This window comes from Pseudomonas algeriensis (genome assembly GCF_048847255.1).
Classification (GTDB): Bacteria; Pseudomonadota; Gammaproteobacteria; order Pseudomonadales; family Pseudomonadaceae; genus Aquipseudomonas.
The window spans coordinates 279,764-304,054 of record NZ_JBKKRK010000002.1 but is presented as its reverse complement, the minus strand read 5'-3'; the positions used below and the strand labels follow the sequence as shown (position 1 = coordinate 304,054).

The following is a 24,291-nucleotide window of genomic DNA, read 5'->3' as shown; positions in this document are numbered from 1 at the left end:
AGCCAGTATTATTCCACAGCGATCGGGGATCGCCTACCCCTGATTTGAGATTTCTGCGGCGGCATGTTGTAACAGCCCGTCTAGCGCGGCCTTCACCGTTTGTCGGCGGACCTCGTCGCGGTTGCCAGGCAAGAATTTCTGCTCGCTGTACACCGCCTCGCCAACACCCCAGGCAAGCCACACCGTGCCCACCGGCTTGCTCGGCGAGCCCCCGTCCGGCCCGGCCACGCCGCTGACCGCCACGGCAAACCGCGCCAGGCTTTTCTGCTGGGCGCCGCGCACCATGGCCTCCACCACCTCGCGACTGACCGCGCCGACTCTGTCGAACAGCTCTGCGGGAACACCTAACTGCTGGGTTTTCTGGCGATTGGAATACGTGACAAAACCGGCCTCGAACCAGGCCGAGCTCCCCGGAATCCGAGTGATTGCCTCGGCGATCCCCCCGCCGGTGCAAGACTCGGCCGTGGTGACATGGGCATTTAGCACCTGCAAGCGCCTACCCAATTCAGCGGCCAGTTCAGTGATGTCGTCCACGCTGCTCTCCTGATTCGACGCAATGGGCCCTACCGTACACGAGCAATCGCCGCTTGCAACACTCGGCGGATTACCGGCCCAGCGCCCTGACATACGCCTGGCAGGCCTGCAAGGCAATCAGTCCACGGTCGCCCGCGTCGGTGATGGCGATAATTCGTTGAGCATGCGCCGGGTCAAGTCGGGCGCGTGAGGCGCCATGATCCACGCCGCCGGTGCCGGTGGTGGCAGGCACTGTACAACCGGCGGCGACATCGTCGGCGTCGAGGAGAACTGACAGCCGGACATCGGCAGTAGCAAGGCGATCGCGCAGGCGATCCTGATCACGTTGGGCATCGCTCAGGGCTCGGTAATGGGTTTGTTCGCTGTTGGAGAGTTGTTGTTCCAGGGCGAGGCGTTTCTCTGTTTCCTTATGCTGGGAAGCCGCAGCTGCCGCGGTCATCTGCTTTAAGGTCTCGGCCTGCGCCCGCGCTTGCTCGGCCAAGACCCTGCCGTAACGCCAATCCTGGACCTTCCATGCCATGCTGGTCGCCAGCAGTAAAAGCCCCAATACTGTGATGGGAAAGAACCTCAACAGCGCCGGATTCATCCCAACACCTGCAACGCCCGCCCATGCAAGGCCCGCCGCTGCGCCGCGCCATTCTGGCCGCCATTGATCCGCTGCGTGATGGCGTCGAATCGACCAGCATCAGCGAGAGAATTAAGCCCATGCGACGCCCAGAACCACGCAGCCGAAAGCGCGGCCCATCGCGGCAGCTCCAGCAATGCAGGCTGCTCCATCAGATCCAGACTCAAGGCTTTACCGCAGGCCTGGTAATTAGCCCGCCCGGTGATCTGGATCAGACCTCGCCCACGGTATTTTTGCCCGTCGCCATCGGCTTCGGGGGAGTTGCCCAGGCACGAAGCCAATCGGCCAGTGTCATACTTTGATAAATAAACATCGTTGCCTAGCTCCCGTACGTGCCGCAGCTGGCCGGACTCGTGCCCCACCTGCGCAATGAATGCGGCGGCACGCTTGGGGCCGATGATCTGGTAAAGCTCCATGGCAGTGCCTAGGAGAGGTGCAAAAACACCGGCATTGTCGCCGGCGTTTGGGAGGATACGCAGTAGTTGGGCTGGGGTGATGAACATGGCGCTCTCTTTAACGCGAATGAATACAACAACGATCATTGACTAACGGAATGGAATGAATGAGCAGGCGAAGTAGTTTTGAGAAATCGCTCATTACGGAGTCATCGTTTACACCGTTTGAAAACATGAGCTTTAGCGAATGTAGGAATGTAAAAAGTGGACCGGTTTTCATCATCGCCTCGGGCAACTCAGCGAAGGGCTTTCCGCTGGAGGAGTTTTCAGCCGTACCCATGATTACCATGAACGGCGCTATATCCATGTTCAGCCAAGCGCATACAAAACCCTTTTTTTACATCTGCTCCGATACCCACTTCCCGCTCCAGCAGCCCGATCTTTTTGCAACCGCTATGCGGCTCAGTGAGAACGTTGCCTTATGGGAGGACCAGTTCGACATCGTCCAAGCTAAGCCAAGCGGGCGAGCCTTCGGCTTGAAAAAAGCTCCCAGGGCCTCGATCTGCTCCACGTTATTCAACCCGCAGAAGTCTCTCGTCAGGTACAGATCTCTTTTTAGCAAGCGAAGCAAAGACATCGGCTTCAGCAAAAATATGACCCTCGGTTGCTTCGATGCCAGGACGGTGATGTATTTGGCCTTACAGGTCGCCTACCATCTGGGCTTCAATAGGGTTTTCCTTGTAGGTTTCGACTTGGACCAAGCGGCCGGCCGATTCTATGAAACAGTCGAAAGCAAACGCTCGCCCTGCGGGTTGGATCAGCATTACAAGACTCGCATCCTGCCTTCTCTAAAACTGATGTCCAAGCAGATCATTGATGACGATTTTCAGGTGTATAACTTGTCCGCGACCTCAAGGGTGCCGGCAGATATCATCAAAAAAATCAGTCTCGACGACGCACGGCGAATGCTACGTAACTGAATGATGGCCCCTCCAAGCCCCGGTCACGCTCTTGCATCCAGGCAAGTCGCCTCAACGCTGCAGCGGTAGCTTTTCTCCCGGCTACCGCTGGCGGTGACCTTGTCGATCGACCAGCGACCGCGCATGAAATCGGGCCAGGAAGGATCGAGCAGCACGATGCCCTCGGCGGACAGCCCCGGGTTACCCGGGCATTCGATCGTCACCTTGAGGGCCTCGCGCAGCATCCGGCGCACCTCGCCTTCGCCGGCGGCGCGGGCCTCTTCTGCGCTCTGGAAGCGCTGGCGCAGGGTCTTGAACGGCGCGATGCCGCTCTCCTCGACCCGCAGCTTGCCCGCCGCCGCATCCCACCAACAGGTCTTGCAACCCTCGTACTTCGCCCGCGCGGTTTCATCCAGCTTGGCCGAAATGAAAGCGTGGTCGCCCGGGCGATTGTTCGTCGTCACCGACAGCCTTATCTCGGGCAGGACCTTGCCCGACAACGACTTCGCCTGACCGCGCCGGGCCAGCACATACAACTCGTTGACTGGTTTGGCCACAGCGTCATAACGATGGGCCAGGCGGGTCAGCAAGCCCATGTCGGTTTCGTTGGTTTGGTCAATGTGCTCGATTTTAATCAGCGAAAGCTCCGGCGCCACACGGGGCGAGAACCCGTGCCTGGACGTCAGTTCCCGAAACAACGCCCCCAGGGTCGTCGGGCCATGGCTGATGGATCGGCGCTGCTTGAAGCCCGTCTGGTCAGCCGCGCTGAACGGCGCCGCCATGGCCACCAGAACGAGTTGCAGAGGAAACAGCAACGGCGTGCGCCGAGTGATGACAAACTCGCCTTTGTCCACCAGCCCCGATTCAAGATAACCGACCCGCAGGCCGATTTTTCCGCCCAGGCTTGGCAACCCTTCGAGTCCGTCCAGGCTGATGGTGAGCGTCAATTGATCGGACTCGATCCCCGCCGCGTCGACGTGGCTCCAACCGAGCAGGCGTTCGTTGAGCAGCGCGGCGTTCGCACCATAAATTTCCACCGCAGGCGTGAAACCCAATGACATGTCGCCTCCTTAATCCCAGGCCGAAACCGGAGGGATCGCCACGGGCTTGAGATCCACTTCCGGCAGGACGATCCATACGCCCGCCGGCAATACCGGGCCCCATTGCGCCAACCCCGGATTGAGCAGCCAGAGCGCCTCCTCCACGAGGTCGTCACAGCGCTCAAGCTCGCGGTACAGCAACAGATTCACCGAATCACCGGCGATACTTCGAACCCTACGCATTGGCGAACTCCGTCAAATCAATCACCCAACCGACCACCATCGCCGTGCCATCGTCGATGACCTCGGTCTGGGTCTCCGACACCTTGTTGATCTGCCACAGCCCCCAGTTTCGACCGATGCCATCGACCAATGGCAAAGGGATGCGCAAGGCTTGCAGTGCTCGCAATTCATCGAGGCGATCCATGGCGGTCGCATACATCGATTTGCCGGTGATCGTCAGCCCTTGCAAGCCTTGCCCGACCTGACTGGACCTGGGTTTGCTGGTGAGGATGTCGATGTTTTTCCAGCCACCGTCCGAGGTGCGAACCAGCGAGTGATAAGCGAAGTTGCGGGAGAGGCCGAAAATGAAATTGCCCAACGCCATTTGTTGACGCATCACGTACCTCCGTCCGTCAGGGCCGCGTCACTGCGCATGGCGAGTGAGTTGGGCATGAGTTGGAATTGGCTGCTGATTTGTTGCACCACCAGGTTCGCCAATTGGGCGGCACTGGCCTGATCCTGGCCGTTGATGTAGATGTTTGCGGTCAGGGTGTTTTGCTGGGTGGTTGCCTGGGTGCCGTGCAGGTCTTTGCTGACCTGCTCTGGGGCGGCGAGCCTGTCGGCGGGCGTGGCGAGTTTGTCACCCAGCCAGGACCCCGCCTCCCTGCCCATCCAGCTTCCCGTCAGGCCGCCAACAAGCGCGCCGATCGCTCCACCGAGGACGGTGCCGATGCCCGGACCGAAAAAGGTGCCAATCGCAGCGCCTGCCGACGCGCCCGCCCAGCCGCCGCCAGCGGCCCCCAGGCCCTCTCCGATCATTGCGCCGTCCCCATTGATCGCGCCCTCGACGACCTCAGCGGCGGCACCTAAAACCATCGCTTTGGGCATTAAACGAGTCACCGTACGCAATGAACTGGTCACGCCTTGCAGGGAGCGGCCGCCGCTCACACCACCCTCGGCCTTCGCAGCGCTCGTCGGCTCCAAAATTCGCTTGGCAGCTCGACTGCCCAATTCATCCGTGAGGGCCTTGAGCAACGCCCCCACCAGCGGCTTGATCGCCGCGCCGACCAGCACAATGGCGGCGGCGGCTTTAGGTGAAGTTTCGGCCAACTCGCTCATGTCATCGTTCAACGACCCGAGCCATTGCAGCGAGCTGTCCACAACGGGTGTCACGGCATTGCCAGCGGCCGCCGACAAACGCTCATTGCTGGCGTTGAAGACGTTCCACCGACCTTGCTGGGTGTTCGACAACGCCAACGCATCCTGCCGCACCGAGCCCTTGTCACCCAATAACGACGTGGCGTAGTGGGCCGGGTCTTTCACCTGCCAGAACGCTGCGTTCACATCGTCAAGCTTCTGCGCCATGCGTAGCACCGCTTGGTCGCCCACGCCAAACAGCGAAGCGGCGAGGTTCGGGCGCTGGTCCACAGGCTGCGCATTCAAGGCCGCCAATACCGACATCACCGTACCGGGCGCTGCGTCTTTGTCACGCAGCCCACTCGCCACTTCCTCTGGGTCAAGCCGCAACTGCTTCCAGGCTGCCTGCTCGGTCGCGGAGGCCTGATTGCCCTTGCCCAAAGCCTTCGCGAAGCTATCCAGCGCGGCGCCGGCTTCAGCTTGTTGCGAACCGGTGTTGAGCAACGCCGCCGTCAACGCTGCGGCTTGCGCTGGTTGCAAACCCGCCGAGGTCGCGGCCGCACCGTCACGCTGCAACACGGTACCGATCTCACTGGCTTTCGCACCGCCGGGGAGCTTGCCGAGGTGGTTGGTTGCATCCGCCAGGTCAAACGCTTTTTCAGCGCTGAGTTTCATGGCGGTGCGCCAGCCGAGCAGCATCTCGGCGGCTTCCATGGCCGGCATCTTGAATGTGGATGCCGTCACCCCTGCATCACTGGCAAAGCGCAACAGTGCCAATTGCCGGTCCGAGGCATTGGGCAGATCGCTGCTGATTCCCGCCCTGGCCGCCAGGCTTTCCATCCTCACGACATCAACCGCCGTGGTCCCGCCCGCCGCCACCAATGGCGCGCTGGCGATGCGCTGGGTGGGCTCAGCCATCTCGGCAATCTGGCGAGGGCCGAATTGGGTGGCCATCTTGAGATCGGCAATGGCTGAATCCATCGCTATCGCGGGTTTCAGCAGTTCTGGTGGCTCAATACCGCCGGCCGGCTGACCCTTCGGTTCCTTGGCTGTCTCGCCCTTGGCGCCGGTTCCCATTGCCTGGGAAAACAATCGCTGCGCCGAAAGCTTGACGGTCAGCGACTCGATTGCCGTGGTCAGTCGGCCGAGCTTGAGCCCAAGGTTTTCCATCGCGAGGCTCAGTCCTGGCAGCCGATCCCCAGCGGAGATGATCACACTGCTCGCAGGGTTCGTATTTGAGGCCGCCGCCCCACTCTCAGTGAAGGCTGCGTATCTGAGCGAATATCTATCGTCCGCCATCCCGCTCTACTCCTGTTTCACGCCAAGGCGAGTGATCGCGATGTCGTATCGGCGCAAGGCCTTGCCGGCGTCCCACTCCAGGATTTCCGCTTCACTTACCGAGTAAATGAGCGGCACCACATCGAGGATCACTTCGATGTCGCGCTCCGAAAGAAGTCCGCCGGTTTGTTTAAAAAATCGTCGATGCGCACCTGAAGTTGCGTCCAGTCAGGCACAGTCAGCGAGGCCAGATCGGGCAGCATCAGGCCGGTGCAATGGGCCGTGATGAACTCGGCGCGTTCCTTGGCCGTCTTCAGTTTCTTCATCGCCTTGGTGGCCCGCAGAACCGGCATTTCCAGGGTCAATGAGGTCAGGCTGCGGCCCGCGACGTCGAGTGGTTGCAGCAGCGGCATCTGGTCAGGATCGGCCTGTGGGTCATCCAGGAAATACGACGCCGGGCGCGTGGACATTTCGAGCACGTACTGGGCAATGCTCACGTAATCCGGACGCTTGAGCTGATCGAGCTCCTTGCCCGACAGGCCGGTGGCCAATTTGGCCAATTCGAAGAATTGCTCGTCCTCGTCATCGCCGGCACGGGCCAAGGCGTCTTTTTGCGCGGCGTAGTACAGCGGCCTGAGTTGCAGTTGCTCGAGCTGCGAACCGTCGTCATCGGTGATCGGCGATAACAGCTCAAGGGTTGGAGGCATCCAGGACATAAAATCAATTCCTTGAAAAATCGGGGATCCCCTGTGGGAGCGAGCTTGCTCGCGATGGCGACGTTCATTCAATATCAAGGTGTCTGACACTCCGCTATCGCGAGCAAGCTCGCTCCCACAGGGATTGCATCTAGCCGGCTGGCAACTGCTTAAGGCAGCAACACCGCACGACGCGCATCGCCAAGAATGTCGACGCCGTTGAGCACGAACTTCTGGGTGCGCACGTCGATGTCGATCACTGGGATGCCGTTTTCCAGGCGGCTGTAGGTGCGGCAGGACAGCTCCAGGGTGGTGGTGGGCGTCTCGTTCATTTTCAGGGCGGCTTCGTCGAGGGATTTCAACTTGCCGCCCACAGTGTGGTAGGTGAACCAGGTATTGCCGTCCTGATCCTGGCCCGCCTCGCGCACGTTCAGCAGGATGTCGTCTCCGACGCTCACGCCCAGGGCCAGCATGATTTCCGGGCCGACACCTTGCAGCACCAGTTTGGCTGTCAGCGCTTTGCCGCTCTTGGCCATTTCCTCGCCGATGAAGCGTCCGCCGCGCATTTCTTCCATTTCGAATTCAATTTTCGGCGGCGTGAATTCTTCCACGGTCGCCGACAACGGCAGGCCCTGCAGGGTGGCCGCAATGGCCTGTCTTACGCGGTTGGTAAACATTAGAGAACGTCCTCCAGAAACTGCTCGATGATTTCATCGCGGGCATTGAGTTGATAAATCATGTGTTCATTCGGCGCATAGCGGCCGTAGTCGATGACTACGTACCAGGTGCCGTTCTTGTACTTCTCGACGCTGTTCAGTTCCGGGTGCAGGTACACGCTGCCGCCAGGAATGGTTTCGTCGGCCACCAGGGTTTGCAGCCAGTCGTTGATGCGCTTGACCTCCTGGTCCATGAACGACTTGGTCAGGTTCTTGGCCATGGCTTTTTGGCCGGCCTTCACCAGCTTGCGGCTGATGGCGTCTTCCAGGCCGACGTAGCTGATGAACTTGCCGGTGATGGAACGGTTGCCCAGCAAAGAGAAGCCGCCGAGGATGGTGCGGGCGTAATAGCTGACGCCGTAGCGGTTGAGCAGATCGCCTTCGGTGGAGGTGTCGAGGATGTTGTATTCGACGGTGCGGGAAACGTCCTCGGCGAAAGTCACCTGATTGCCCGGACTCTCCCACTGCTTGACCTTGGCAAGTGCGGCGATGGCCAGGCTCGACGGGGCCAGGAAGACGTTTTTCTTCGCCGCCTTGGAGTACACCGCCGGCATGTTGTGCACCACCAGGCAACGGTCGAAACCGAGGTCGGCGCCGCCCAATTCCTGGCTGTAGGTCACTTGATCAGCGACCGAGGCGTCCTTGCCATCCAGCACCACACGGGCCTTGATGCGCTTGCCGAACGAAGCGAACTCGCCGGCCACGGCCTTGGTGCCGGTGAAGCCCGGCGCGCCGATGATCGTCAGGTCTTCGGCCACGCCACTCAACGCGGCCAGGCCCAACTTGCGCCCGGTCTGCGCCTCGATGCCGCCGATTACATTGTTCTGCGTGTCGGCCAGTGTCGCGCCCTCTTCGACGATGACCACATACACCGGCACCTTGACCACTTTGAGGATCTGGTACACCGCGTGGAACAACGTCCCCGCCTCGGCACCGCTCGGGTCGAGCTGGGCTTGGGTGGTAAAACTGTTGATGCGAAACGGGGTATTTTTCGGAATCAGCGGGTTGGCATTCGGCGCGGTGCCGACCAGCCCGATGACGTTGTCCCCCAGGCCACCCATGGCCTCGGGAGATTCAGTGGCGTTGACGGTAATGCCGTTGTGCTCGAAGTTCAAAACCTCAGCCATGGTTATTCAGCCTTTTTGGTGGTGGCCTTTTTGGCCGGGGTGGATGCGGAAGCCGGTTCGACGGCTTCGGTTTTTTTCAATGCCAGGCGACCGGCGCTGAGCAAGGCGTTGGCCTCGACGTCGAGGAGGTCGAGTTCCTGGCCGGTGCTGGACCAGTGACCGCCTCCGGTGGGGAAAGGGAGGAGCACGGTGTAGGTTTGGCGTGGTGCCACTTGGGTTTCTCCGGATGTGAAAAAGCCCCTTGAGAAGGGGCCTTGGTGTTGGGTAGGAAAACGCCCCGTCGGTGCGGGGCGTTTTTATTGGGTTTGTTGTTCAATCCATTCCGGCTTTGGCGGCCGATTCTCTGCGGTGGGAAATTCAGCTGAAGCAGGCCAATCACGTAGCACCTGGCGCCAAGTCAATAAGGCGCTGTATTTCTCAGCAGCCAAGGTGATAGGGGAACCCATATCGATTTCGTCGCGGTGACGAGCGGTCAGCCATTCCGTTCCGCTTAGCTCGCTATCACGCCAAGCCCGTTCTTTGGCTGCAAGTTGCTCGAAAGTAAGTGGCAGAGCCACAGCCAATACAGGGCGTCTGTCCTTGTCTAAAGCCAAAGCGTGACCTGCAAGCGCGCGATATTCGCTTTCGTTCAATTCGATACTGGCCTTCCCCATCGCATCGCCATAAAGAGTGTTTGGATAGAGCCCAAGCGTTTCAGGACAAAAAAAATATTTCTTCATAATTAATTACCCAACGCGAGATAGAAGACATCACGAGTACCAGAACTTTCATTACCAGAGGCCGAATCAATGCTTATGACGGCTTGAGCCAATCCAGACGGTGCCGCTTGGTAGGTTTCCGCCCCATTTAGTAAAGCCGTAGTCCGCTTGATCGCAATTACGCCAAACGATGCATGTGGAAAAGCCATAGGCAATGTGACCGTCCCGGTACCGCCATTGGCGCCGTTTGTGGTTACCTGGGTACTGGCCCATTGGACAATCAAGCCGCCAAGCCAGGAGGGGAAAGCCACGTACCCATTGGGTGCGATAAGAAACGACACTTTCCAGCGAAGCGTCTTCGGCGTCACGATACTGCTGTCATCCGTGCCAGCATCAGTCAGTGCCTGCGTCGCAATTCTCGCAGTGCCGCGGTTGATTTCCGTGGCTTGCACCGCCAACGCTTGCAGTGCTGCGATATCGATATTTCCCTGATTGATCGGCGCGTTCCAAGCCTTGATGCACCACATGACCGCAAGGTTTCGGGGGCGAGTCTCTGAGCCGCCCTCCATAGCTGTTCGACCCGTTTCAAGATATCCAGCGGCGCCCTCGCCCCCGTCGGACCCAGAGCCCGGAGCATTGTTGTTGGGGTTGTTCGGAAGCATGTGACTATGCGACTTGAGTTCATCTAGCTCGTAAGTTCCGATACCTCGTCCGATGTTGACACCACGTCCATGGTCCCAACCGCGCAAAAACTCGCCACGCGATTCAGGCAAGCGAAAGTTTCCGCCCCCCTCATCGCCCTTATTGAATACCGTGCCTAGGAAGGCCGCCAGGCTTGGGTATGCAGCAATGCTCTTTACACTGCCGTCGACTTCTAGAAAGCCTGGAGGAATGCTGTTAACTGGAAACGCAACCATTGCGCCTACCGGAAGAGCCGACGCCTGCGCGATCATCGATTCAATTGCCGGCTTCGTGTAAGTGTCTTTGATGCCGAAACCGGCCAGTGTGTCCGGATTCTCCCCACTCAGCGCCCGACCGTATTTGTCGACCGTCAGACTTTTGTAGGTCCCAGGGGCGATGCCAGTCCGACCCGCAAGCATCTCGAATATCAGCGCCGTGGTCCCAAGCGAGATCGGCCCGTTCGTAACCAAGTGCCAGAGCGAGTCGCCATTCTTCGCGCCTTCCTCGACCATCACCATCAAGCCAGAGGTCAACTTCGCGCTGACATTGGCGTCCGCAGCTCGCGACCATGCGCCATTAGCTACAACCCAGATCCCGTTTTCCTTGGCCGCCGTTTGCACCGGCAATAGCACTCGCTGTCCAGCCGTAACCGCTACACCGTCGATCTGCTGAGCACCGCTCAACACAACGTTGCCCGTCGCAGCCACACGAACCGACTGCTTACCATCAAGCTTTGCCAATTCATCAGCCAAATAGCTCATCACCCAGGCTCGCGTCGCCTTGACCACCGTATCGTCAATCAACAACGTCACCAGCTCGGCATTACTCGTCTCGAAAATCGACCGGATATAAAACTCTTTCCCCGAGCCCGAAGTCGCCAATACCGGCTTGAACGACTCCGGATATTTGACGATCGCATACAAAATCCCGGTATCGGTCCAGATCCCCGCCTCACGCACATACCAGCCGCCCACGTCGGACGGGATGGTGACCTCGGCCAGCAACCAACTCGGATTCTTCTCATCCTGGAACAGCGCATTGAGCGGCCCGCGCCAGACTTCGCGCTTGAGCGCGGTGGCGGTAGCCGCCGGGTTGTATTGCGCACCGCCGCCGTCACCGACGGAAATCTGGGACAACTTGATCGGTGTGCCCGCCGCCTTGCAGGCGGTTTCGTAGGCGATCCCCGCATCGGTGAGCAGGGTGTAGTAGTCGGCCATTTAGGACCCCTGTGGATAAATAGTGGAGGTTTCGACGGTGTAGAGCCCGGCGGCCATATAGGCTTGGCCCGAGGCTTCCAGCCCTTCGATGACAATCGGGAAGACGGTAGTCAGCTCACCGCACAGCGTGGCGGCGCCGATGACTTGACGGCCGAAGGCACTCAAGCCGACCGAAACGCCCAAGGTGTCGCGCTCACTCTTGGCATCGGCCAGGCGGCGGTCGAGACGGGCGTCGATGGTTTCGCTGTAGGGCTGTTCCGTGAACGCCCTGACGGAAAAACTGTAGGGCGGGCCTGGTGGCGTTTGTTCATACCAGGCGCGCACTTCGGGCCTGAGTTGCAAACCCTTCGCGGCATTTTCCAGCGCCGTTCGCGTCCCGGCCTGCCGCGCGGTGGGCCAAGCGAGTTCCACGGTCAAACGTTTTTCAGCCTCGGGCGCCGCGGTGCTCCACTCACTGACCCCACGATCCGCCCCCAGATACGGCAGGAACGCCAAAGGCGTGGCCGCCGGGTTCATCAACTCGGGAAACGGCGGATCGATGCGTTCCAGCAGCCGGGCAAAACCAAGATCCAGCGCCCGCTCCAGCGGTGAACTGTTGACCGGCAGCAGGCTCGGTCGAGATGTGTCGTCGCTCATAACGTATCCACCTCGACCTCGACGCCCGTGCAGTACGGCGCCTGGAAAGCCGTCGTCACGATCGGCGCAAGCGGTTCGAGAATCTGCAGTTGAACCGCGCCGGCGCTGTGCAGCGTGTAGTCGATCCAGCTCGGGTCCACCCGACCTTCCAGGCGATGGCAGGCCTCGGCGTATTCCTGCAGTTGCCGCTGTGCAGCAACCTGGGTCAGGCCCGAGTCAGGGCCGGGATTGATCTTCGCCACGACGCGGATCTTGTAGTTCTTGATCTGCGCGGGTTGGATGATGACCAGGTCGGTTTCCGGTCGTACATCCGGTCGGGCGAAGTGCTCGCGGACGCGGTCGAGCAACGCTTCGGATGGCGTTCCATCGCCGTCGCGGGACAGCACCGTGACCGTGACTTCGCCGGGCGCGGTGCGGCGTCCGTTGCCGTCCTTGATCTGGGCGGCGTAGCTGTCCGGGTCGAAGGTGTACGTGACCGTCACCACACCCGCCGAAGCGCTTTCAACCTTCACGACGGGGCGTTGCCCCAGGGTGAAAATTTCCCGTCGATATTGCATGCGCGAGCCAGCCGCCGGGGCATGGGGCGCCAGGTAGTAGCGCAGCCGCGCATCGTCATCGCTCTCGTAGACCGGGGGAACGGGCGGGAATGCCGCCGGATCGCCCGGGTCGAGCAACTGGCGTTCAAGACCCATGTCCGCGAGGCGAGCATCGAGGTTGGTGCCGGTGGCCCACCACGCCAGCATCTGCTTGATGCGGGCGTTGTATTTGCGTTCGTGGGTTTGCAGCCGGACACAGAACGCCTCGAGAGCCAGGGTCAGCAGTTCGCTTTCGTTTTCGAGGCTGTCCACCAGTTTTGCGGCGCTTGCCGGAGAGCGTGCCGCGACATACTCCACCACGAAGGTCTTGAATTCTGCGAGCAGATCCTCGAATGCCTCGACGGTGACGATGGCCGGTTCGGCCAGTTGGTTCTGGCCGGGTATCAACATGCTCATGCCACCACCTCGAAAGTCTGTTTGCGGTTTCTCCAGGTGCCGGCGAAACGCAGCAGCAATCCCGCACCGTGCCGGCTGGCAACGATGACCTGCGGCTCGAAATCATCGATACCGTTGTGCGGGTTGTAGAACGCTTGGGCCGCATGGCTCTGGGCGAGGATCAGCAGGTCGTCACCGAGGTTCTGCCCCAGTAACTGCGTGAGTGCGCAGCCATACAAAGGACGCTTCTGGCGAGTGCCCAACGGCGTGGTCAACGCCCGGGTGGCGCGCTGTACGAACTGCAGCCAGTCGTCCACCGTGGCGCCGGTGTTTCGATCGATTCCAATCATGAGGAAATCTCTTATGCGGTACTGATGACGCGTCCCTGGTGATCCACCACCGGGCCGCTCAGGTGCACACCCGACGCGTCGAGGCGAATGCCAACGGCGCCCCGTTGCAACTCGATGGTTTGCGGCGTCATCACCAAACTGGATGGGCCAATGTTCAACCGGAGGGATTCGCGGGAACCGCTGAATGCCGCCGGACCGTTGTTCCAATGCAGAACATGGCTGGCGTGGTCGTAGCCGTTTTCCGCGCCGTCCTGATAGAGGCGACGCGTCAGCGAAGCCTGGGTCGAGACGGGCGGAAACTGACCACCGTTAAGGCCGAACAGCGCCACCGCTTGGCCACCGCCGTCGCCGCCTCCATGGTTGAGCAACAGGCACTGCTCGCCCACGGACGGAATCCGCGACTCGCTCTGGGCACCGGCGCTCGGGTTGAAGAAGCGGATCGCCGGTGTCAGCAGCCCGCCATGGCTGACCTTGCAGGTATTGGTGGCGGCATCGACTTCCTGACACACACCGATGCGACAGAAACTTTCCGCACGCCGATGCAGGTCTTCGAGCTCGGTTTCCATCTGCGCCAGACGCTCGATGATCGGCCCCAGATGCATCCGCAACAGCGCATCAAACATGGTTCAACCCTCGAGTGCTGTGTATTGATCTGGGTCGTCGATGCTCGAGACTTCCCAGGTTCGCGCGAATTTCGGAATGCCCAACGGGTCATCCAGCAGCGTTGGCCCCAGGTACAGGGCCTGGCTGAAAGAAAGGGTCCAGGCGGTGTATTGCCGCGCCGGATGGATGAATGTTGACGGGAGGCCATCGAGCTCCGTCGGCAGGTCGCATTGATCACCGGACAGCCCCCAGCGGTTATCCATGACCAATTGCTTCAGCTCTGCGGCCAAATCGCAGGCGTCCCATCCCGGAACGGCCATGACCACCTGCAAAGACACCGTCAGCACATGGGCGATACGCCCGTCGTTGGCGCGAAGGCCGGACGCATCGCGCTCAATGGCGATCAGCACCCAAGGTTGGTCGTCGGTGCCGTCGAATTCTTGGGGGCTGCCGATCTTCAAGGCGGGATAAGTGGCGCGCAGCGTCTGGGCAATGGCGAAGAACAGCTGCGACGGTTTTTCGAGGACGGCAGGCATCGAGGCCTCCTTTTTTACGGCGGCACGAAGAACGCCAGTGAGGGATCAATGTGGATCGGAACGGGAATCACGCGGCGGCAGTTCACTCACGCCCATCCGTTTGGCGGCCCAGCGTTCGTAAAGCCCGATGGCCACGTCCGCCCCGGCCATTGCGGTCAGGCAACCGAAGGCACCAGCGGCCCAGATCGACAGGCCCATGGCGTACAACAGCATGATCGCCGAGACGCCACAGACCATGCAGGCACCGGAACGCAGCGCCAGGCGCCGCAGCAGCGACCAGCCACGGGCGCCTTCCTTATCGGCACGCCACATCTCGCCAGTCACCCCGCCCACCAGGGCGAGCACGATGACCAGCCAGATCGGCATGTCCAGCAACGCTTGTTGCTCGTTTGTCATGTCTCGTTTCCTGGGGTGATTAAGATTGGGCGGGAAGTTGTTTGGAGTGGAATGAGATGTGGGTCGATGCAACCCATTAAGTCGCTAGAAACAGGGTTCAGACGTTTGTCGGGTTATTTGAAAGCTGACATCACTTTGGCGCGGCGCAGGTCGCGCCTTTGTAAGTCATGGTGTAGGTGTAGTGTCTGTCCCAAGACAGTGGTAGCGCACTGGGCGCGGCCCATTCCGCGTAGTTACCCGACATCGAACCCGCGACAGCTAACTTACCCATGGCAATGGTCGCGAGATTGTTGGCGCTGCCTGCGCCCGGCATTGGCACACTTCCGTTCCATTGGAGATCATCTCCATTCTGGAACCATGCGCCCTTCCAGCCGGCCTGCGAGCTCGAGTACCAAGTATTGTCTGCTTTGAAACAGATCGTTTGGTTGGCAAAAAAACCGCCGCCCGGAATATGGTAGTAGGCGAACTGCCAGGAACCGACAGGTGAGGTTTCAGCACTTGCGTTAAGGGACTGGAAGGCCAGGACAGCTACGACCAGCACCCTGAAAAAGGTTTTCATCATTTACATCCTTTTAGTTAGGTAAGTTTTTTAAATCACTTTTTTTATCTGGGCATCTCCTTGGTTTCACGGATGAGCGCATGGAAATGCCCTGCCTGTTTGAAGTGCCTCGCGGCACAGGCATTCCAAAAAGCCCGGTTACCCAGGCTTTTCAGTAATGCGATTGATCTTTCGGCGCGACTGGCGCGGTACGGATCCATTCAAATTGTTCCTCCGGCCGCGGTCCCTGCCCGCCGGATAACTGCTTCTGGTGCTTTACGCTGCACACCCGGGCCAGTTGCCAACCCTCTGAACCGTTAAGGCCGGTTCATCGCTGCCTGTGGGTAGAACTAAAGAGCTTTGTTGCCAGCCGCTTTGTCGAGCGGCTTGGACACAGAATATGCATGGATGCATATACAGTCAATGCGTGAATGCATTTATTTATGCATGGCAAATGCATGAACGCATGAAGCCCGCAGGAACACTGAGGGTTGCCAGTTTCAGGAGGCGAAAAAAAACCCGCACGGCGGCGGGTTTTATCTGACAGCGGAGGGGTTAACGGGCGTACATGCCCCACCAGAAGACGTGACCGAGGATGACGATCTGCTCGTCCTGCATTTCCTGGAACGTGTAGTCCTCATCCGGATGTTCATCGCGGTTGAAGCTGCGCAGACGAATGCCAGTGGGCAGGCGGTAGAGCTGTTTCACCCGCAGTTGGCCGTTGTGGTTGATGGCGTAGAGGTCACCGTCGACAATATCGCCGATCCCGCATTTGCCCGCGTTCACCCCAACCGTGGCGCCGTCACGCAGCACCGGCAACATGCTGTTGCCGCGTACCGTCACACACTTGGCCTGGTCGAACTGCACGCCGTTGTGGCGCAGGCTGCGCTTGCCGAAGCGCAGGCTGGAGCGCTCGCTTTCTTCGATGACGAATCTTCCTGATCCAGCAGCCAATTCAACCTCACGCAGAAAAGGAACGGACACCTCGTCTTCCTCGACGGGTGTGTCATCGTCCCACAGGCTTATGTCCTTGAGTTCGGAATGCGGCTCGTCGCGGCGGGCATTGCCGGCGGGCACAACGTCCGCGCGCCCGCGCAACTGGTCGGTGCTCACGGCAAAATATTCGGCGATCTTCGAGATGTGTTTATCCGAAGGGTCGACGATCTTGCCGCTGAGGATCCGCGAGAGGGTGGACTGAGGCACGCCGGTACGCCGGTGAAGCTCCGTGGGGGAGATCCCGTGCTGATCGAGCAATACTCTTAATACAGTAGAAACGTTGCGTTTTTGCATAACGCGCATAATGCTTGTTCTTTTGGCGGAAGACAAATGCTGATTTGCATAAATATGCAATTCCAGCGTCGCGCATTTCTTGTGGCGAGGGAGCTTGCTCCCGCTTGAGTGCGAAGCGCTCACAAGAAGGGTCTGCTGCGCAGCCCTGCGGGAGCAAGCTCCCTCGCCACGGAATTCGTCCTACAAGCCCTTGGGAAGGCTTCAAAGGCTTTCTTCAAATGTGCGACGCAAGGCTACGTTTCCTTGCGCCTCTGCCTACAACTACGCCAGAATCCGCCGGCTTGTGCGCCTTGGATCCCATCGGTACTTTTGATCTCGTCACTGCTCATCAGTGATCGGGTTTAGTCGCTCGGTATTCCAAGGTGCTCATTGCTCCATTCAGTCAGGTCCTTCTATTCCTGTACTCAATGGTGGCTGTGCGCAGGGCGCCCTCGGGCGCGCCGGTTCCTTGGATCCCCGGTCGACTAACCTGCGTACAGCTGCCACCCCTCGTTTAGTCGCGAGTGAGTGGTGGCTCAACTTCAAGGATCCAATAGAATGCCGAAGAACACTCCAAATCCCCCAGACGATCACATCTCCCGCAGCCAATCGGCCAACGCCAAGAAACTCGACGACGCGACCACCCGCGCCCTGGACTATTACCTCAAGCCGAAAACCGACAAAGAAACCGCTGACACACCCGACACCCTTTTCATCATCGCCCCCAACGTCGACGCCGAATGCCTGCTCGCCAACCTCAGCGAAACCCTGGCCTCGGCCAACGCCATGGTCAGCGACCTGGCATTCGACCTAAAGGGCTCGCGGCGGAATATTGCGCTGGGGGTTCAACAGATGATCGAGCTGAGCCAGTTGTTGGCGAATCGGGCGTTGGATGTGGTTGAGGTGAGGTAGCACTCATGATGCAAGCCAAGACCTGAGAGAAACCCGAGTCATCACTGCGGGAACGAGCTTGTTCGCGATGGCGGTGGTCCAGTTACAACTAAGTTGTATTGGCAACCGTCATCGCGAGCAGGCTCGCTCCCACAATTGGATCGGAGTACAGCCGGAGGAACAGGCCGGCTTGCGGGCTCTTCAAAAGTGACCCGCCGTCAGGGCGGCACCCTAAGTAGCCGTTACCGAAAAAACGGATAAGCACACAGTCCTGCAAACCACTCACATATGGGTAGCACCAGACCGCCCATGTTAACCTTGCGCCCATCGCGGAAAAGCCGGGCCGATGCCCCTCCTTTTGCCTACACCTTTCAACGAGCTTTGCCTGACCCCAATGAATACAGCCGTGAACGACCTGTCCTCCCACACGCCGATGATGCAGCAGTACTGGCGCCTGAAGAACCAGCATCCCGATCAGCTGATGTTCTACCGCATGGGCGACTTCTACGAGATCTTCTACGAAGATGCAAAGAAAGCCGCCAAGCTGCTGGACATCACCCTGACGGCGCGTGGGCAATCGGCGGGCATGGCGATTCCGATGTGTGGGATTCCTTACCACGCAGCGGAAGGTTATCTGGCGAAGCTGGTCAAACTCGGCGAGTCCGTGGTGATTTGCGAGCAAGTCGGCGACCCGGCCACCAGCAAAGGGCCGGTGGAACGCCAGGTCGTGCGGATCATCACGCCGGGCACGGTCAGTGACGAAGCCTTGCTGGACGAGCGTCGGGACAACCTGATTGCTGCAGTCCTGGGCGACGAGCGCCTGTTCGGTCTGGCGGTGCTGGACATCACCAGCGGCAATTTCTCGGTGCTGGAAATCAAGGGCTGGGAAAATCTGTTGGCGGAGCTGGAACGGGTCAACCCGGTGGAGCTGTTGATTCCCGACGACTGGCCCAAAGACCTGCCGGCGGAAAAACGCCGTGGCGTACGTCGTCGGGCACCGTGGGACTTCGAGCGCGATTCGGCGTTGAAAAGTCTTTGCCAACAGTTCGCCACGCAAGACCTCAAGGGCTTTGGTTGCGAAAACCTGACCCTGGCCATCGGCGCTGCCGGTTGCCTGCTGGCCTACGCCAAGGAAACCCAGCGCACCGCCCTGCCCCACTTGCGCAGCCTGCGTCACGAACGCCTGGATGACACCGTGGTGCTGGACGGCGCGAGTCGACGCAACCTGGAGCTGGACACCAACCTGGCCGGCGGACGCGATAACACCCTGCAATCGGTCGTCGATCGCTGCCAGACCGCCATGGGCAGCCGCCTGCTGACCCGTTGGCTGAACCGTCCGCTGCGGGACTTGACGGTACTGACAGCGCGCCAGTCTTCCATTACTTGCCTGCTGGACCGTTATCGCTTCGAGCAGTTGCAACCGCAGCTCAAGGAAATCGGCGACATCGAGCGGATCCTCGCTCGCATTGGCCTGCGCAATGCCCGTCCCCGCGACTTGGCGCGCCTGCGCGACGCCCTCGGCGCGCTGCCGGAACTGCAAGTGGCGATGACCGACCTCGAAGCACCGCACCTGCAACAACTGGCGCGCACCACCAGCACCTACCCGGAACTGGCCGCGCTGCTGGAAAAAGCAATTATCGACAATCCGCCGGCGGTGATCCGTGACGGTGGCGTGCTGAAAACCGGCTACGACGCCGAGCTCGACGAACTGCAATCGCTGAGCGAGAACGCCGGCCAGTTCCTGATCGACCTCGAAGCCCGGGAAAAAGCCCGTACGGGCCTCGCCAACCTCAAGGTCGGCTACAACCGCATCCACGGCTACTTCATCGAACTGCCGAGCAAGCAGGCCGAGCAAGCCCCGGCCGATTACATTCGCCGCCAGACCCTCAAGGGCGCCGAGCGTTTCATCACTCCGGAGCTCAAGGCGTTCGAAGACAAGGCGCTGTCGGCCAAGAGCCGCGCCCTCGCCCGGGAAAAAATGCTCTACGAAGCCCTGCTCGAAGACTTGATCAGCCAGCTCCCGCCGCTGCAGGACACCGCCGCCGCCCTGGCTGAACTGGACGTGTTGAGCAACCTGGCCGAACGCGCGTTGAACCTGGACCTGAACTGCCCGCGCTTCGTCAGCGAACCGTGCATGCGCATCAGCCAGGGTCGTCACCCGGTGGTCGAGCAAGTACTGACCACGCCGTTCGTGGCCAACGACCTGAGCCTGGACGACAATACCCGCATGCTGGTGATCACCGGCCCGAACATGGGCGGTAAGTCCACCTACATGCGCCAGACGGCATTGATCGTGCTGCTGGCCCACATCGGCAGCTTCGTGCCGGCGGCCAGCTGCGAACTTTCCCTGGTGGACCGCATCTTCACCCGGATCGGCTCCAGCGATGACCTGGCGGGTGGGCGTTCGACGTTCATGGTGGAAATGAGCGAAACCGCTAACATCCTGCACAACGCCACCGAACGCAGCCTGGTGCTGATGGACGAAGTCGGCCGGGGCACCAGCACCTTCGACGGCCTGTCCCTGGCCTGGGCTGCCGCTGAACGCCTGGCTCAACTGCGCGCCTACACGCTGTTCGCCACGCACTACTTCGAATTGACCGTACTGCCGGAAAGCCAACCGCTGGTAGCAAACGTCCACCTCAACGCCACCGAGCACAACGAACGCATCGTCTTCCTGCATCACGTGTTGCCCGGCCCAGCCAGCCAGAGCTACGGGTTGGCGGTGGCGCAGCTGGCCGGCGTGCCGAGCGATGTCATCACCCGCGCCCGCGAGCACCTGAGCCGCCTGGAAACCACCAGCCTGCCCCACGAAGTACCCCGCCCGACCAAAGGCAAACCGGCCGCGCCGCAGCAAAGCGACCTGTTCGCCAGCCTGCCCCATCCGGTGCTGGATGAACTGGCCAAGGTTGACCTGGACGACCTGACGCCACGCCGTGCACTCGAATTGCTTTATACATTGAAGACACGGATCTAACGCACAGGCTTTCAAGCTGTTAGAATCTCGCGCGGTTTGGGATGCTGCTGCCTATTAGCCTGGGTTTGCAGACTATCGCTCCCGAACCCCGCGACCCCTACCGTGAAGGGGCTTCGCCGCAGCCGCCTGAGGAGAGAATTAGAAATGACCTTCGTCGTCACCGACAACTGCATCAAGTGCAAGTACACCGACTGCGTAGAAGTGTGTCCGGTGGACTGCTTTTACGAAGGCCCGAATTTCCTGGTCATTCACCCGGACGAGTGCATCGACTGCGCCCTGTGTGAACCGGAATGCCCGGCGAATGCCATTTTCTCGGAAGACGAAGTGCCAGCTGGCATGGAGAACTTCATCGAGCTGAACGCTGAATTGGCGGACATCTGGCCGAACATCACCGAAAGGAAAGACGCTTTGCCGGACGCTGAAGAGTGGGATGGCAAGCCAGGCAAGATCGCAGACCTCGAGCGCTGATCTTTCCCGCGTCACCAAAGGCCCCTTGCGGGCCTTTTTGCTGGTTGAAAACAAAATCGCAGGCAAAAAAAAGGGGCGGTTTGACCCGCCCACATTTTTTCCCTAATCCCTTTAATCCTATTCATCGTCCTGATGAATCGCATCCTGCGATATCCTTTCCTTCCCATCATCCTTGACAGGTGTGTCTGTCCGTCGACACAGGACTGATATTAGTGTTTTCCCATTTCCGTGCAATGGCCCGCAGGCGTCTTCCTGCCCTCTGTAACAGTCCGTTCACAGAAACTTATCTTGTTTAAAAACAACTAGTTAACTATTTTTCACCGCATTCGTTAGTCATCTGTCCCATTGAAGGAAAACCGAACGCTTACGTAACAGTAGGCAAAGGCTTACAAACTGAAACTACAAAATGGGTAGGACTGGAAAATCAAATGGCCCAGAAACGCAAAAGCCCCGAACCAGTCGGGGCTTTCTCTGCTGCGCTTGGTGAGTGTTATTGAAACAACGATTCGCTCGACAGGCCATTTTTCTCCAGGATTTCCCGGAGGCGCTTGAGGCCTTCGACCTGGATCTGCCTCACCCGCTCCCGAGTCAAACCAATCTCCAGGCCGACATCTTCCAGCGTGCTGCTTTCATGGCCGCGCAAGCCGAAGCGGCGAATCACCACTTCCCGTTGCTTGTCCGTAAGCTCCGAGAGCCACTGGTCGATGCTCTGGGACAAATCGTCATCCTGGAGCAACTCGCATGGATCGGTGGGACGGTCATCGGTCAGGGTATCGAGCAGCGTCTTGTCAGAGTCCGGCCCCAGGGAAACGTCCACCGACGAAACCCGCTCATTGAGCCCAAGCATGCGCTTGACCTCACCCACAGGTTTTTCCAGCAGGTTGGCGATTTCTTCAGGTGAAGGTTCGTGGTCCAGCTTTTGGGTCAGTTCACGGGCAGCCCGCAGATAGACATTCAACTCCTTGACCACATGGATCGGCAGCCGAATGGTCCGGGTCTGGTTCATGATCGCCCGTTCGATGGTCTGGCGGATCCACCAGGTCGCGTAGGTCGAGAAACGGAAGCCGCGCTCGGGGTCGAATTTCTCGACAGCGCGAATCAGCCCCAGGTTTCCCTCTTCGATCAGGTCCAGCAGCGAAAGCCCACGATTGACATAACGTCGGGCGATTTTCACCACCAGGCGCAGGTTGCTTTCAATCATGCGTTTTCGACCGGCCGGGTCGCCACGTTGCGACAGGCGCGCAAAATGAACTTCTTCCTCGGGGGAGAGCAGCGGCGAGAAACCGATTTCGTTGAGGTACAGCTGAGTGGCGTCCAGCGCCCGGGTGTAGTCAATGTACTTATGTTGTTTAAGTGAAGCGGAGTGTTTGGATTTGGCACGAACGGAAGGTGGAGTCGCCCCTTCATCATTCGACATCGAATCCATAGCGATGCCGGTCTCCATAAGGAGAACCTCATCGTCGATGTCAAACTCCGGCACTTCTTTACTGAGAGCCATTGTTATAGTCCTTTGGTGAGTTCGACCTCAAGCTCGAGCGACGCCTTTATCCTTGGCAACGCTGGAGCCTGTTCCCTCTACGTGACGGAACAGGCTGACAACCGAATCAACGACGTGGCAGGAATTGCAGCGGATCTACAGGTTTACCTTGTCGGCGAATCTCAAAATGCAGCTTCACCCGGTCTGTACCCGTTGATCCCATCTCGGCAATTGTCTGTCCGACCTTGACCTGCTGCCCCTCCCGAACCAACAGCCTGCGGTTGTGACCGTAGGCACTGACGTAGGTATCGCTGTGTTTGATGATCACGAGTTCGCCGTAGCCCCTCAAACCACTCCCGGCGTACACAACCGTGCCATCAGACGCGGCTAAAACAGGCTGTCCCAAATCCCCGGCGATATCAATTCCTTTATTCAAACTACCGTTTGAAGAGAATTTTCCAATGAGAACGCCATTAGAAGGCCATCCCCAGCCAGTCGGGGCGGGGCCTGCAGGAGGCATCGGAGCAGGGGCCGGCTTGTTCGCGACGGACGGTACAGCCGCCGGCGCGGCACCCGCCGGACGACGGATAACCGTGGTTTTGCTCGAGGAAGAAGGTGTGGAACCGGACTGGGTGACGACCGCCGTAGGCGTTGAACCGCTGCGCCCGTCAAAGCGAATTGTCTGACCTGGGTGGATCGTATAAGGCGCAGGAATGTTGTTCCGGGCCGCGAGGGCTTTGTAGTCCCAGCCGTAGCGAAAAGCGATGGAAAACAGCGTATCGCCACGCCGGACTACATACTGGCCGGTCGTGACCGTTGGCCGTTGCGGTGTCGCATTGTTGCGATCGACCACTCGGACGTTACCCGAAGGCGTGCTGGAACAACCGACCAGCAAGGTACCCAAGAGAAGGCCAGTCACCAGGCGCTTTAAGCTCGTGATACCCATACGCTGCGCAATGACTGTGAGACTCACCCGCCGCTCCCTTTGTGGTGGCTGAAGAAATTCGAAACTGCCTGTCCAGGCAGACATGTTGCCCTATGGCTCGCCGACATTGCGCGTCTATAAAGGAAGCGCAATGGCCGCCCGCACACGTTTGCTCGACGCTGTTTAACGTTATCTGGCAAACCGAAGCCCGGCGAACGGGTGCTGCCGTAAGACACAGTCCGTGTCCTGGAATTCAGCATCCGATCACAAATGCTCAGGCCAACGGCCCGTTGAGCAACGGTACGAAACGCACCGCCCCGAGGACGTGTCGTGAAAAACCGTGCTCTTCGCGCACAATCAACATCAACTGCTGGACTTCACCCGCACCGACCGGAATGACCAGGCGCCCGCCCGGAGCAAGCTGATCCAACAAGGCCTGGGGGACGTCTGTGGCCACCGCCGTGACAATGATGCCGTTATAAGGCGCCAACGCTGGCCAGCCTTCCCAACCGTCTCCCCAGCGAAACACCACGTTGCGCAGATTCAATTCCACGAGACGTTCCTTGGCGCGATCTTGCAGCACCTTGATCCGCTCCACGGAAAACACACGTTCCACCAACTGCGACAACACGGCGGTCTGATAGCCCGAACCCGTGCCGATCTCCAGCACCTTGTCCAGCGGCCCAGCCTCCAGCAGCAGCTCGCTCATGCGGGCCACCATATAAGGCTGGGAAATGGTCTGGTTATGGCCGATCGGCAACGCCGTGTCTTCATAGGCGCGATGGGCCAGCGCCTCATCGACGAACAGGTGACGCGGCGTGCGACGAATCACCTCCAGCACCTGGGCATTCGACAGCCCTTCTTCGTAAAGCCGCTGGATCAACCGTTCCCGAGTGCGCTGGGAGGTCATGCCAATTCCCCGGCGCAGCATAT

General features: G+C 59.7%; 28 protein-coding genes. 4 read left to right on the top strand and 24 right to left on the bottom strand.

The features are described 5' to 3' along the window. Positions 1 to 33 precede the first annotated feature (33 nt). From ACLK1G_RS04265 to ACLK1G_RS04255, 3 genes are all read right to left on the bottom strand, one after another. On the bottom strand, positions 34 to 534 hold the full coding sequence (locus ACLK1G_RS04265) for a CinA family protein (RefSeq protein ID WP_420764281.1): 501 nt from the start codon (positions 532 to 534) through the stop codon (positions 34 to 36). A 70-nt stretch (positions 535 to 604) separates the two neighbouring features. Then, complete coding sequence (locus ACLK1G_RS04260; protein WP_420764280.1) at positions 605 to 1,120, bottom strand: lysis system i-spanin subunit Rz; 516 nt, start codon at positions 1,118 to 1,120, stop codon at positions 605 to 607. Next, positions 1,117 to 1,662 carry a glycoside hydrolase family 19 protein gene (locus ACLK1G_RS04255; protein ID WP_420764279.1) on the bottom strand — a complete coding sequence of 182 codons (546 nt, stop codon included), beginning with the start codon at positions 1,660 to 1,662 and terminating at the stop codon, positions 1,117 to 1,119. The genes ACLK1G_RS04260 and ACLK1G_RS04255 overlap by 4 nt, the downstream gene beginning before the upstream one ends. Before the next feature lie 59 nt (positions 1,663 to 1,721). Here ACLK1G_RS04255 and ACLK1G_RS04250 point away from each other — a divergent pair, with 59 nt between their 5' ends. Then, positions 1,722 to 2,534 carry a lipopolysaccharide biosynthesis protein gene (locus ACLK1G_RS04250; RefSeq protein ID WP_420764278.1) on the top strand — a complete coding sequence of 271 codons (813 nt, stop codon included), beginning with the start codon at positions 1,722 to 1,724 and terminating at the stop codon, positions 2,532 to 2,534. 23 nt (positions 2,535 to 2,557) lie between these two features. Here ACLK1G_RS04250 and ACLK1G_RS04245 read toward each other — a convergent pair whose 3' ends face one another. The 18 genes from ACLK1G_RS04245 to ACLK1G_RS04160 all read right to left on the bottom strand — a co-directional run bounded on the left by ACLK1G_RS04245 (position 2,558) and on the right by ACLK1G_RS04160 (position 16,644). Continuing rightward, positions 2,558 to 3,574, bottom strand: a complete 1,017-nt coding sequence (locus ACLK1G_RS04245) for a phage late control D family protein (RefSeq protein ID WP_420764277.1) — start codon at positions 3,572 to 3,574, stop codon at positions 2,558 to 2,560. A 9-nt stretch (positions 3,575 to 3,583) separates the two neighbouring features. Beyond that, positions 3,584 to 3,796, bottom strand: coding sequence for a tail protein X (locus ACLK1G_RS04240; protein ID WP_420764276.1), 213 nt, complete (start codon positions 3,794 to 3,796; stop codon positions 3,584 to 3,586). Further along, positions 3,789 to 4,172, bottom strand: a complete 384-nt coding sequence (locus ACLK1G_RS04235) for a phage tail protein (protein ID WP_420764275.1) — start codon at positions 4,170 to 4,172, stop codon at positions 3,789 to 3,791. Before ACLK1G_RS04235 ends, ACLK1G_RS04240 begins: the two co-directional genes overlap by 8 nt. Next, positions 4,172 to 6,082 (bottom strand): phage tail tape measure protein, encoded by a 1,911-nt coding sequence (locus ACLK1G_RS04230; RefSeq protein ID WP_420764274.1) that lies wholly within the window; start codon positions 6,080 to 6,082, stop codon positions 4,172 to 4,174. Before ACLK1G_RS04230 ends, ACLK1G_RS04235 begins: the two co-directional genes overlap by 1 nt. A gap of 257 nt (positions 6,083 to 6,339) precedes the next feature. Beyond that, the gene (locus tag ACLK1G_RS04225) at positions 6,340 to 6,906 is read right to left on the bottom strand and encodes a phage tail assembly protein (RefSeq protein WP_420764273.1); all 567 of its coding nucleotides are present in this window, start codon (positions 6,904 to 6,906) and stop codon (positions 6,340 to 6,342) included. A gap of 149 nt (positions 6,907 to 7,055) precedes the next feature. Continuing rightward, positions 7,056 to 7,562: a phage major tail tube protein gene (locus ACLK1G_RS04220; protein WP_420764272.1), complete on the bottom strand. Its 507-nt coding sequence runs from the start codon at positions 7,560 to 7,562 to the stop codon at positions 7,056 to 7,058. Continuing rightward, positions 7,562 to 8,728 (bottom strand): phage tail sheath protein, encoded by a 1,167-nt coding sequence (locus tag ACLK1G_RS04215; RefSeq protein ID WP_420764271.1) that lies wholly within the window; start codon positions 8,726 to 8,728, stop codon positions 7,562 to 7,564. Before ACLK1G_RS04215 ends, ACLK1G_RS04220 begins: the two co-directional genes overlap by 1 nt. 2 nt (positions 8,729 to 8,730) lie before the next feature. After that, positions 8,731 to 8,940: a hypothetical protein gene (locus ACLK1G_RS04210; RefSeq protein ID WP_420764270.1), complete on the bottom strand. Its 210-nt coding sequence runs from the start codon at positions 8,938 to 8,940 to the stop codon at positions 8,731 to 8,733. An 84-nt stretch (positions 8,941 to 9,024) separates the two neighbouring features. Beyond that, a complete protein-coding gene (locus ACLK1G_RS04205) occupies positions 9,025 to 9,447 on the bottom strand; it encodes a phage tail assembly chaperone (protein ID WP_420764269.1) in 423 nt (140 codons plus the stop codon). Positions 9,448 to 9,449: 2 nt separating this feature from the next. Continuing rightward, positions 9,450 to 11,324 (bottom strand): phage tail-collar fiber domain-containing protein, encoded by a 1,875-nt coding sequence (locus ACLK1G_RS04200; RefSeq protein ID WP_420764268.1) that lies wholly within the window; start codon positions 11,322 to 11,324, stop codon positions 9,450 to 9,452. Beyond that, positions 11,325 to 11,960 (bottom strand): phage tail protein I, encoded by a 636-nt coding sequence (locus ACLK1G_RS04195; protein WP_420764267.1) that lies wholly within the window; start codon positions 11,958 to 11,960, stop codon positions 11,325 to 11,327. It abuts the gene before it with no gap. Next, entirely contained in the window at positions 11,957 to 12,952 is a 996-nt protein-coding gene (locus ACLK1G_RS04190; protein WP_420764266.1) for a baseplate J/gp47 family protein, read from the bottom strand. Before ACLK1G_RS04190 ends, ACLK1G_RS04195 begins: the two co-directional genes overlap by 4 nt. Beyond that, positions 12,949 to 13,281: a phage baseplate protein gene (locus ACLK1G_RS04185; protein WP_420764265.1), complete on the bottom strand. Its 333-nt coding sequence runs from the start codon at positions 13,279 to 13,281 to the stop codon at positions 12,949 to 12,951. The genes ACLK1G_RS04190 and ACLK1G_RS04185 overlap by 4 nt, the downstream gene beginning before the upstream one ends. Before the next feature lie 11 nt (positions 13,282 to 13,292). After that, positions 13,293 to 13,904, bottom strand: a complete 612-nt coding sequence (locus ACLK1G_RS04180; protein WP_420764264.1) for a phage baseplate assembly protein V — start codon at positions 13,902 to 13,904, stop codon at positions 13,293 to 13,295. Between the two features lie 3 nt (positions 13,905 to 13,907). After that, positions 13,908 to 14,420 (bottom strand): hypothetical protein, encoded by a 513-nt coding sequence (locus tag ACLK1G_RS04175; protein ID WP_420764263.1) that lies wholly within the window; start codon positions 14,418 to 14,420, stop codon positions 13,908 to 13,910. Between the two features lie 45 nt (positions 14,421 to 14,465). Further along, the gene (locus ACLK1G_RS04170) at positions 14,466 to 14,816 is read right to left on the bottom strand and encodes a phage holin family protein (protein ID WP_420764262.1); all 351 of its coding nucleotides are present in this window, start codon (positions 14,814 to 14,816) and stop codon (positions 14,466 to 14,468) included. A 130-nt stretch (positions 14,817 to 14,946) separates the two neighbouring features. Further along, on the bottom strand, positions 14,947 to 15,375 hold the full coding sequence (locus ACLK1G_RS04165; RefSeq protein ID WP_420764261.1) for a hypothetical protein: 429 nt from the start codon (positions 15,373 to 15,375) through the stop codon (positions 14,947 to 14,949). Between the two features lie 534 nt (positions 15,376 to 15,909). Further along, positions 15,910 to 16,644: a LexA family transcriptional regulator gene (locus tag ACLK1G_RS04160; RefSeq protein ID WP_420764450.1), complete on the bottom strand. Its 735-nt coding sequence runs from the start codon at positions 16,642 to 16,644 to the stop codon at positions 15,910 to 15,912. Positions 16,645 to 17,181: 537 nt separating this feature from the next. Between ACLK1G_RS04160 and ACLK1G_RS04155 the strand changes: the two genes are divergently transcribed. The 3 genes from ACLK1G_RS04155 to fdxA all read left to right on the top strand — a co-directional run bounded on the left by ACLK1G_RS04155 (position 17,182) and on the right by fdxA (position 20,956). Continuing rightward, on the top strand, positions 17,182 to 17,535 hold the full coding sequence (locus ACLK1G_RS04155) for a DUF6124 family protein (RefSeq protein WP_420764260.1): 354 nt from the start codon (positions 17,182 to 17,184) through the stop codon (positions 17,533 to 17,535). A 385-nt stretch (positions 17,536 to 17,920) separates the two neighbouring features. After that, positions 17,921 to 20,488, top strand: a complete 2,568-nt coding sequence (gene mutS, locus ACLK1G_RS04150; protein ID WP_420764259.1) for a DNA mismatch repair protein MutS — start codon at positions 17,921 to 17,923, stop codon at positions 20,486 to 20,488. A gap of 144 nt (positions 20,489 to 20,632) precedes the next feature. After that, the gene (gene fdxA / locus ACLK1G_RS04145; RefSeq protein ID WP_065886008.1) at positions 20,633 to 20,956 is read left to right on the top strand and encodes a ferredoxin FdxA; all 324 of its coding nucleotides are present in this window, start codon (positions 20,633 to 20,635) and stop codon (positions 20,954 to 20,956) included. A 490-nt stretch (positions 20,957 to 21,446) separates the two neighbouring features. Here fdxA and rpoS read toward each other — a convergent pair whose 3' ends face one another. From rpoS to ACLK1G_RS04130, 3 genes are all read right to left on the bottom strand, one after another. Then, positions 21,447 to 22,454, bottom strand: coding sequence for an RNA polymerase sigma factor RpoS (rpoS, locus tag ACLK1G_RS04140; RefSeq protein ID WP_420764258.1), 1,008 nt, complete (start codon positions 22,452 to 22,454; stop codon positions 21,447 to 21,449). 106 nt (positions 22,455 to 22,560) lie between these two features. Further along, positions 22,561 to 23,406, bottom strand: a complete 846-nt coding sequence (locus ACLK1G_RS04135) for a peptidoglycan DD-metalloendopeptidase family protein (RefSeq protein WP_420764257.1) — start codon at positions 23,404 to 23,406, stop codon at positions 22,561 to 22,563. A 226-nt stretch (positions 23,407 to 23,632) separates the two neighbouring features. Continuing rightward, positions 23,633 to 24,268 carry a protein-L-isoaspartate(D-aspartate) O-methyltransferase gene (locus tag ACLK1G_RS04130; RefSeq protein ID WP_161796107.1) on the bottom strand — a complete coding sequence of 212 codons (636 nt, stop codon included), beginning with the start codon at positions 24,266 to 24,268 and terminating at the stop codon, positions 23,633 to 23,635. Between the last annotated feature and the right edge of the window lie 23 nt (positions 24,269 to 24,291).

Bases quoted from the DNA above. Each gene is read 5' to 3' on its own strand.
- ACLK1G_RS04260 (WP_420764280.1), bottom strand. From the start codon at position 1,120: ATGAATCCGGCGCTGTTGAGGTTCTTTCCCATCACAGTATTGGGGCTT.
- ACLK1G_RS04255 (WP_420764279.1), bottom strand. From the start codon at position 1,662: ATGTTCATCACCCCAGCCCAACTACTGCGTATCCTCCCAAACGCCGGC.
- ACLK1G_RS04250 (WP_420764278.1), top strand. From the start codon at position 1,722: ATGAGCAGGCGAAGTAGTTTTGAGAAATCGCTCATTACGGAGTCATCG.
- ACLK1G_RS04245 (WP_420764277.1), bottom strand. From the start codon at position 3,574: ATGTCATTGGGTTTCACGCCTGCGGTGGAAATTTATGGTGCGAACGCC.
- ACLK1G_RS04240 (WP_420764276.1), bottom strand. From the start codon at position 3,796: ATGCGTAGGGTTCGAAGTATCGCCGGTGATTCGGTGAATCTGTTGCTG.
- ACLK1G_RS04235 (WP_420764275.1), bottom strand. From the start codon at position 4,172: ATGCGTCAACAAATGGCGTTGGGCAATTTCATTTTCGGCCTCTCCCGC.
- ACLK1G_RS04230 (WP_420764274.1), bottom strand. From the start codon at position 6,082: ATGGAAAACCTTGGGCTCAAGCTCGGCCGACTGACCACGGCAATCGAG.
- ACLK1G_RS04225 (WP_420764273.1), bottom strand. From the start codon at position 6,906: ATGTCCTGGATGCCTCCAACCCTTGAGCTGTTATCGCCGATCACCGAT.
- ACLK1G_RS04220 (WP_420764272.1), bottom strand. From the start codon at position 7,562: ATGTTTACCAACCGCGTAAGACAGGCCATTGCGGCCACCCTGCAGGGC.
- ACLK1G_RS04215 (WP_420764271.1), bottom strand. From the start codon at position 8,728: ATGGCTGAGGTTTTGAACTTCGAGCACAACGGCATTACCGTCAACGCC.
- ACLK1G_RS04205 (WP_420764269.1), bottom strand. From the start codon at position 9,447: ATGAAGAAATATTTTTTTTGTCCTGAAACGCTTGGGCTCTATCCAAAC.
- ACLK1G_RS04200 (WP_420764268.1), bottom strand. From the start codon at position 11,324: ATGGCCGACTACTACACCCTGCTCACCGATGCGGGGATCGCCTACGAA.
- ACLK1G_RS04195 (WP_420764267.1), bottom strand. From the start codon at position 11,960: ATGAGCGACGACACATCTCGACCGAGCCTGCTGCCGGTCAACAGTTCA.
- ACLK1G_RS04190 (WP_420764266.1), bottom strand. From the start codon at position 12,952: ATGAGCATGTTGATACCCGGCCAGAACCAACTGGCCGAACCGGCCATC.
- ACLK1G_RS04185 (WP_420764265.1), bottom strand. From the start codon at position 13,281: ATGATTGGAATCGATCGAAACACCGGCGCCACGGTGGACGACTGGCTG.
- ACLK1G_RS04180 (WP_420764264.1), bottom strand. From the start codon at position 13,904: ATGTTTGATGCGCTGTTGCGGATGCATCTGGGGCCGATCATCGAGCGT.
- ACLK1G_RS04175 (WP_420764263.1), bottom strand. From the start codon at position 14,420: ATGCCTGCCGTCCTCGAAAAACCGTCGCAGCTGTTCTTCGCCATTGCC.
- ACLK1G_RS04170 (WP_420764262.1), bottom strand. From the start codon at position 14,816: ATGACAAACGAGCAACAAGCGTTGCTGGACATGCCGATCTGGCTGGTC.
- ACLK1G_RS04165 (WP_420764261.1), bottom strand. From the start codon at position 15,375: ATGAAAACCTTTTTCAGGGTGCTGGTCGTAGCTGTCCTGGCCTTCCAG.
- ACLK1G_RS04160 (WP_420764450.1), bottom strand. From the start codon at position 16,644: ATGCAAAAACGCAACGTTTCTACTGTATTAAGAGTATTGCTCGATCAG.
- ACLK1G_RS04155 (WP_420764260.1), top strand. From the start codon at position 17,182: ATGCCGAAGAACACTCCAAATCCCCCAGACGATCACATCTCCCGCAGC.
- fdxA (WP_065886008.1), top strand. From the start codon at position 20,633: ATGACCTTCGTCGTCACCGACAACTGCATCAAGTGCAAGTACACCGAC.
- rpoS (WP_420764258.1), bottom strand. From the start codon at position 22,454: ATGGCTCTCAGTAAAGAAGTGCCGGAGTTTGACATCGACGATGAGGTT.
- ACLK1G_RS04130 (WP_161796107.1), bottom strand. From the start codon at position 24,268: ATGACCTCCCAGCGCACTCGGGAACGGTTGATCCAGCGGCTTTACGAA.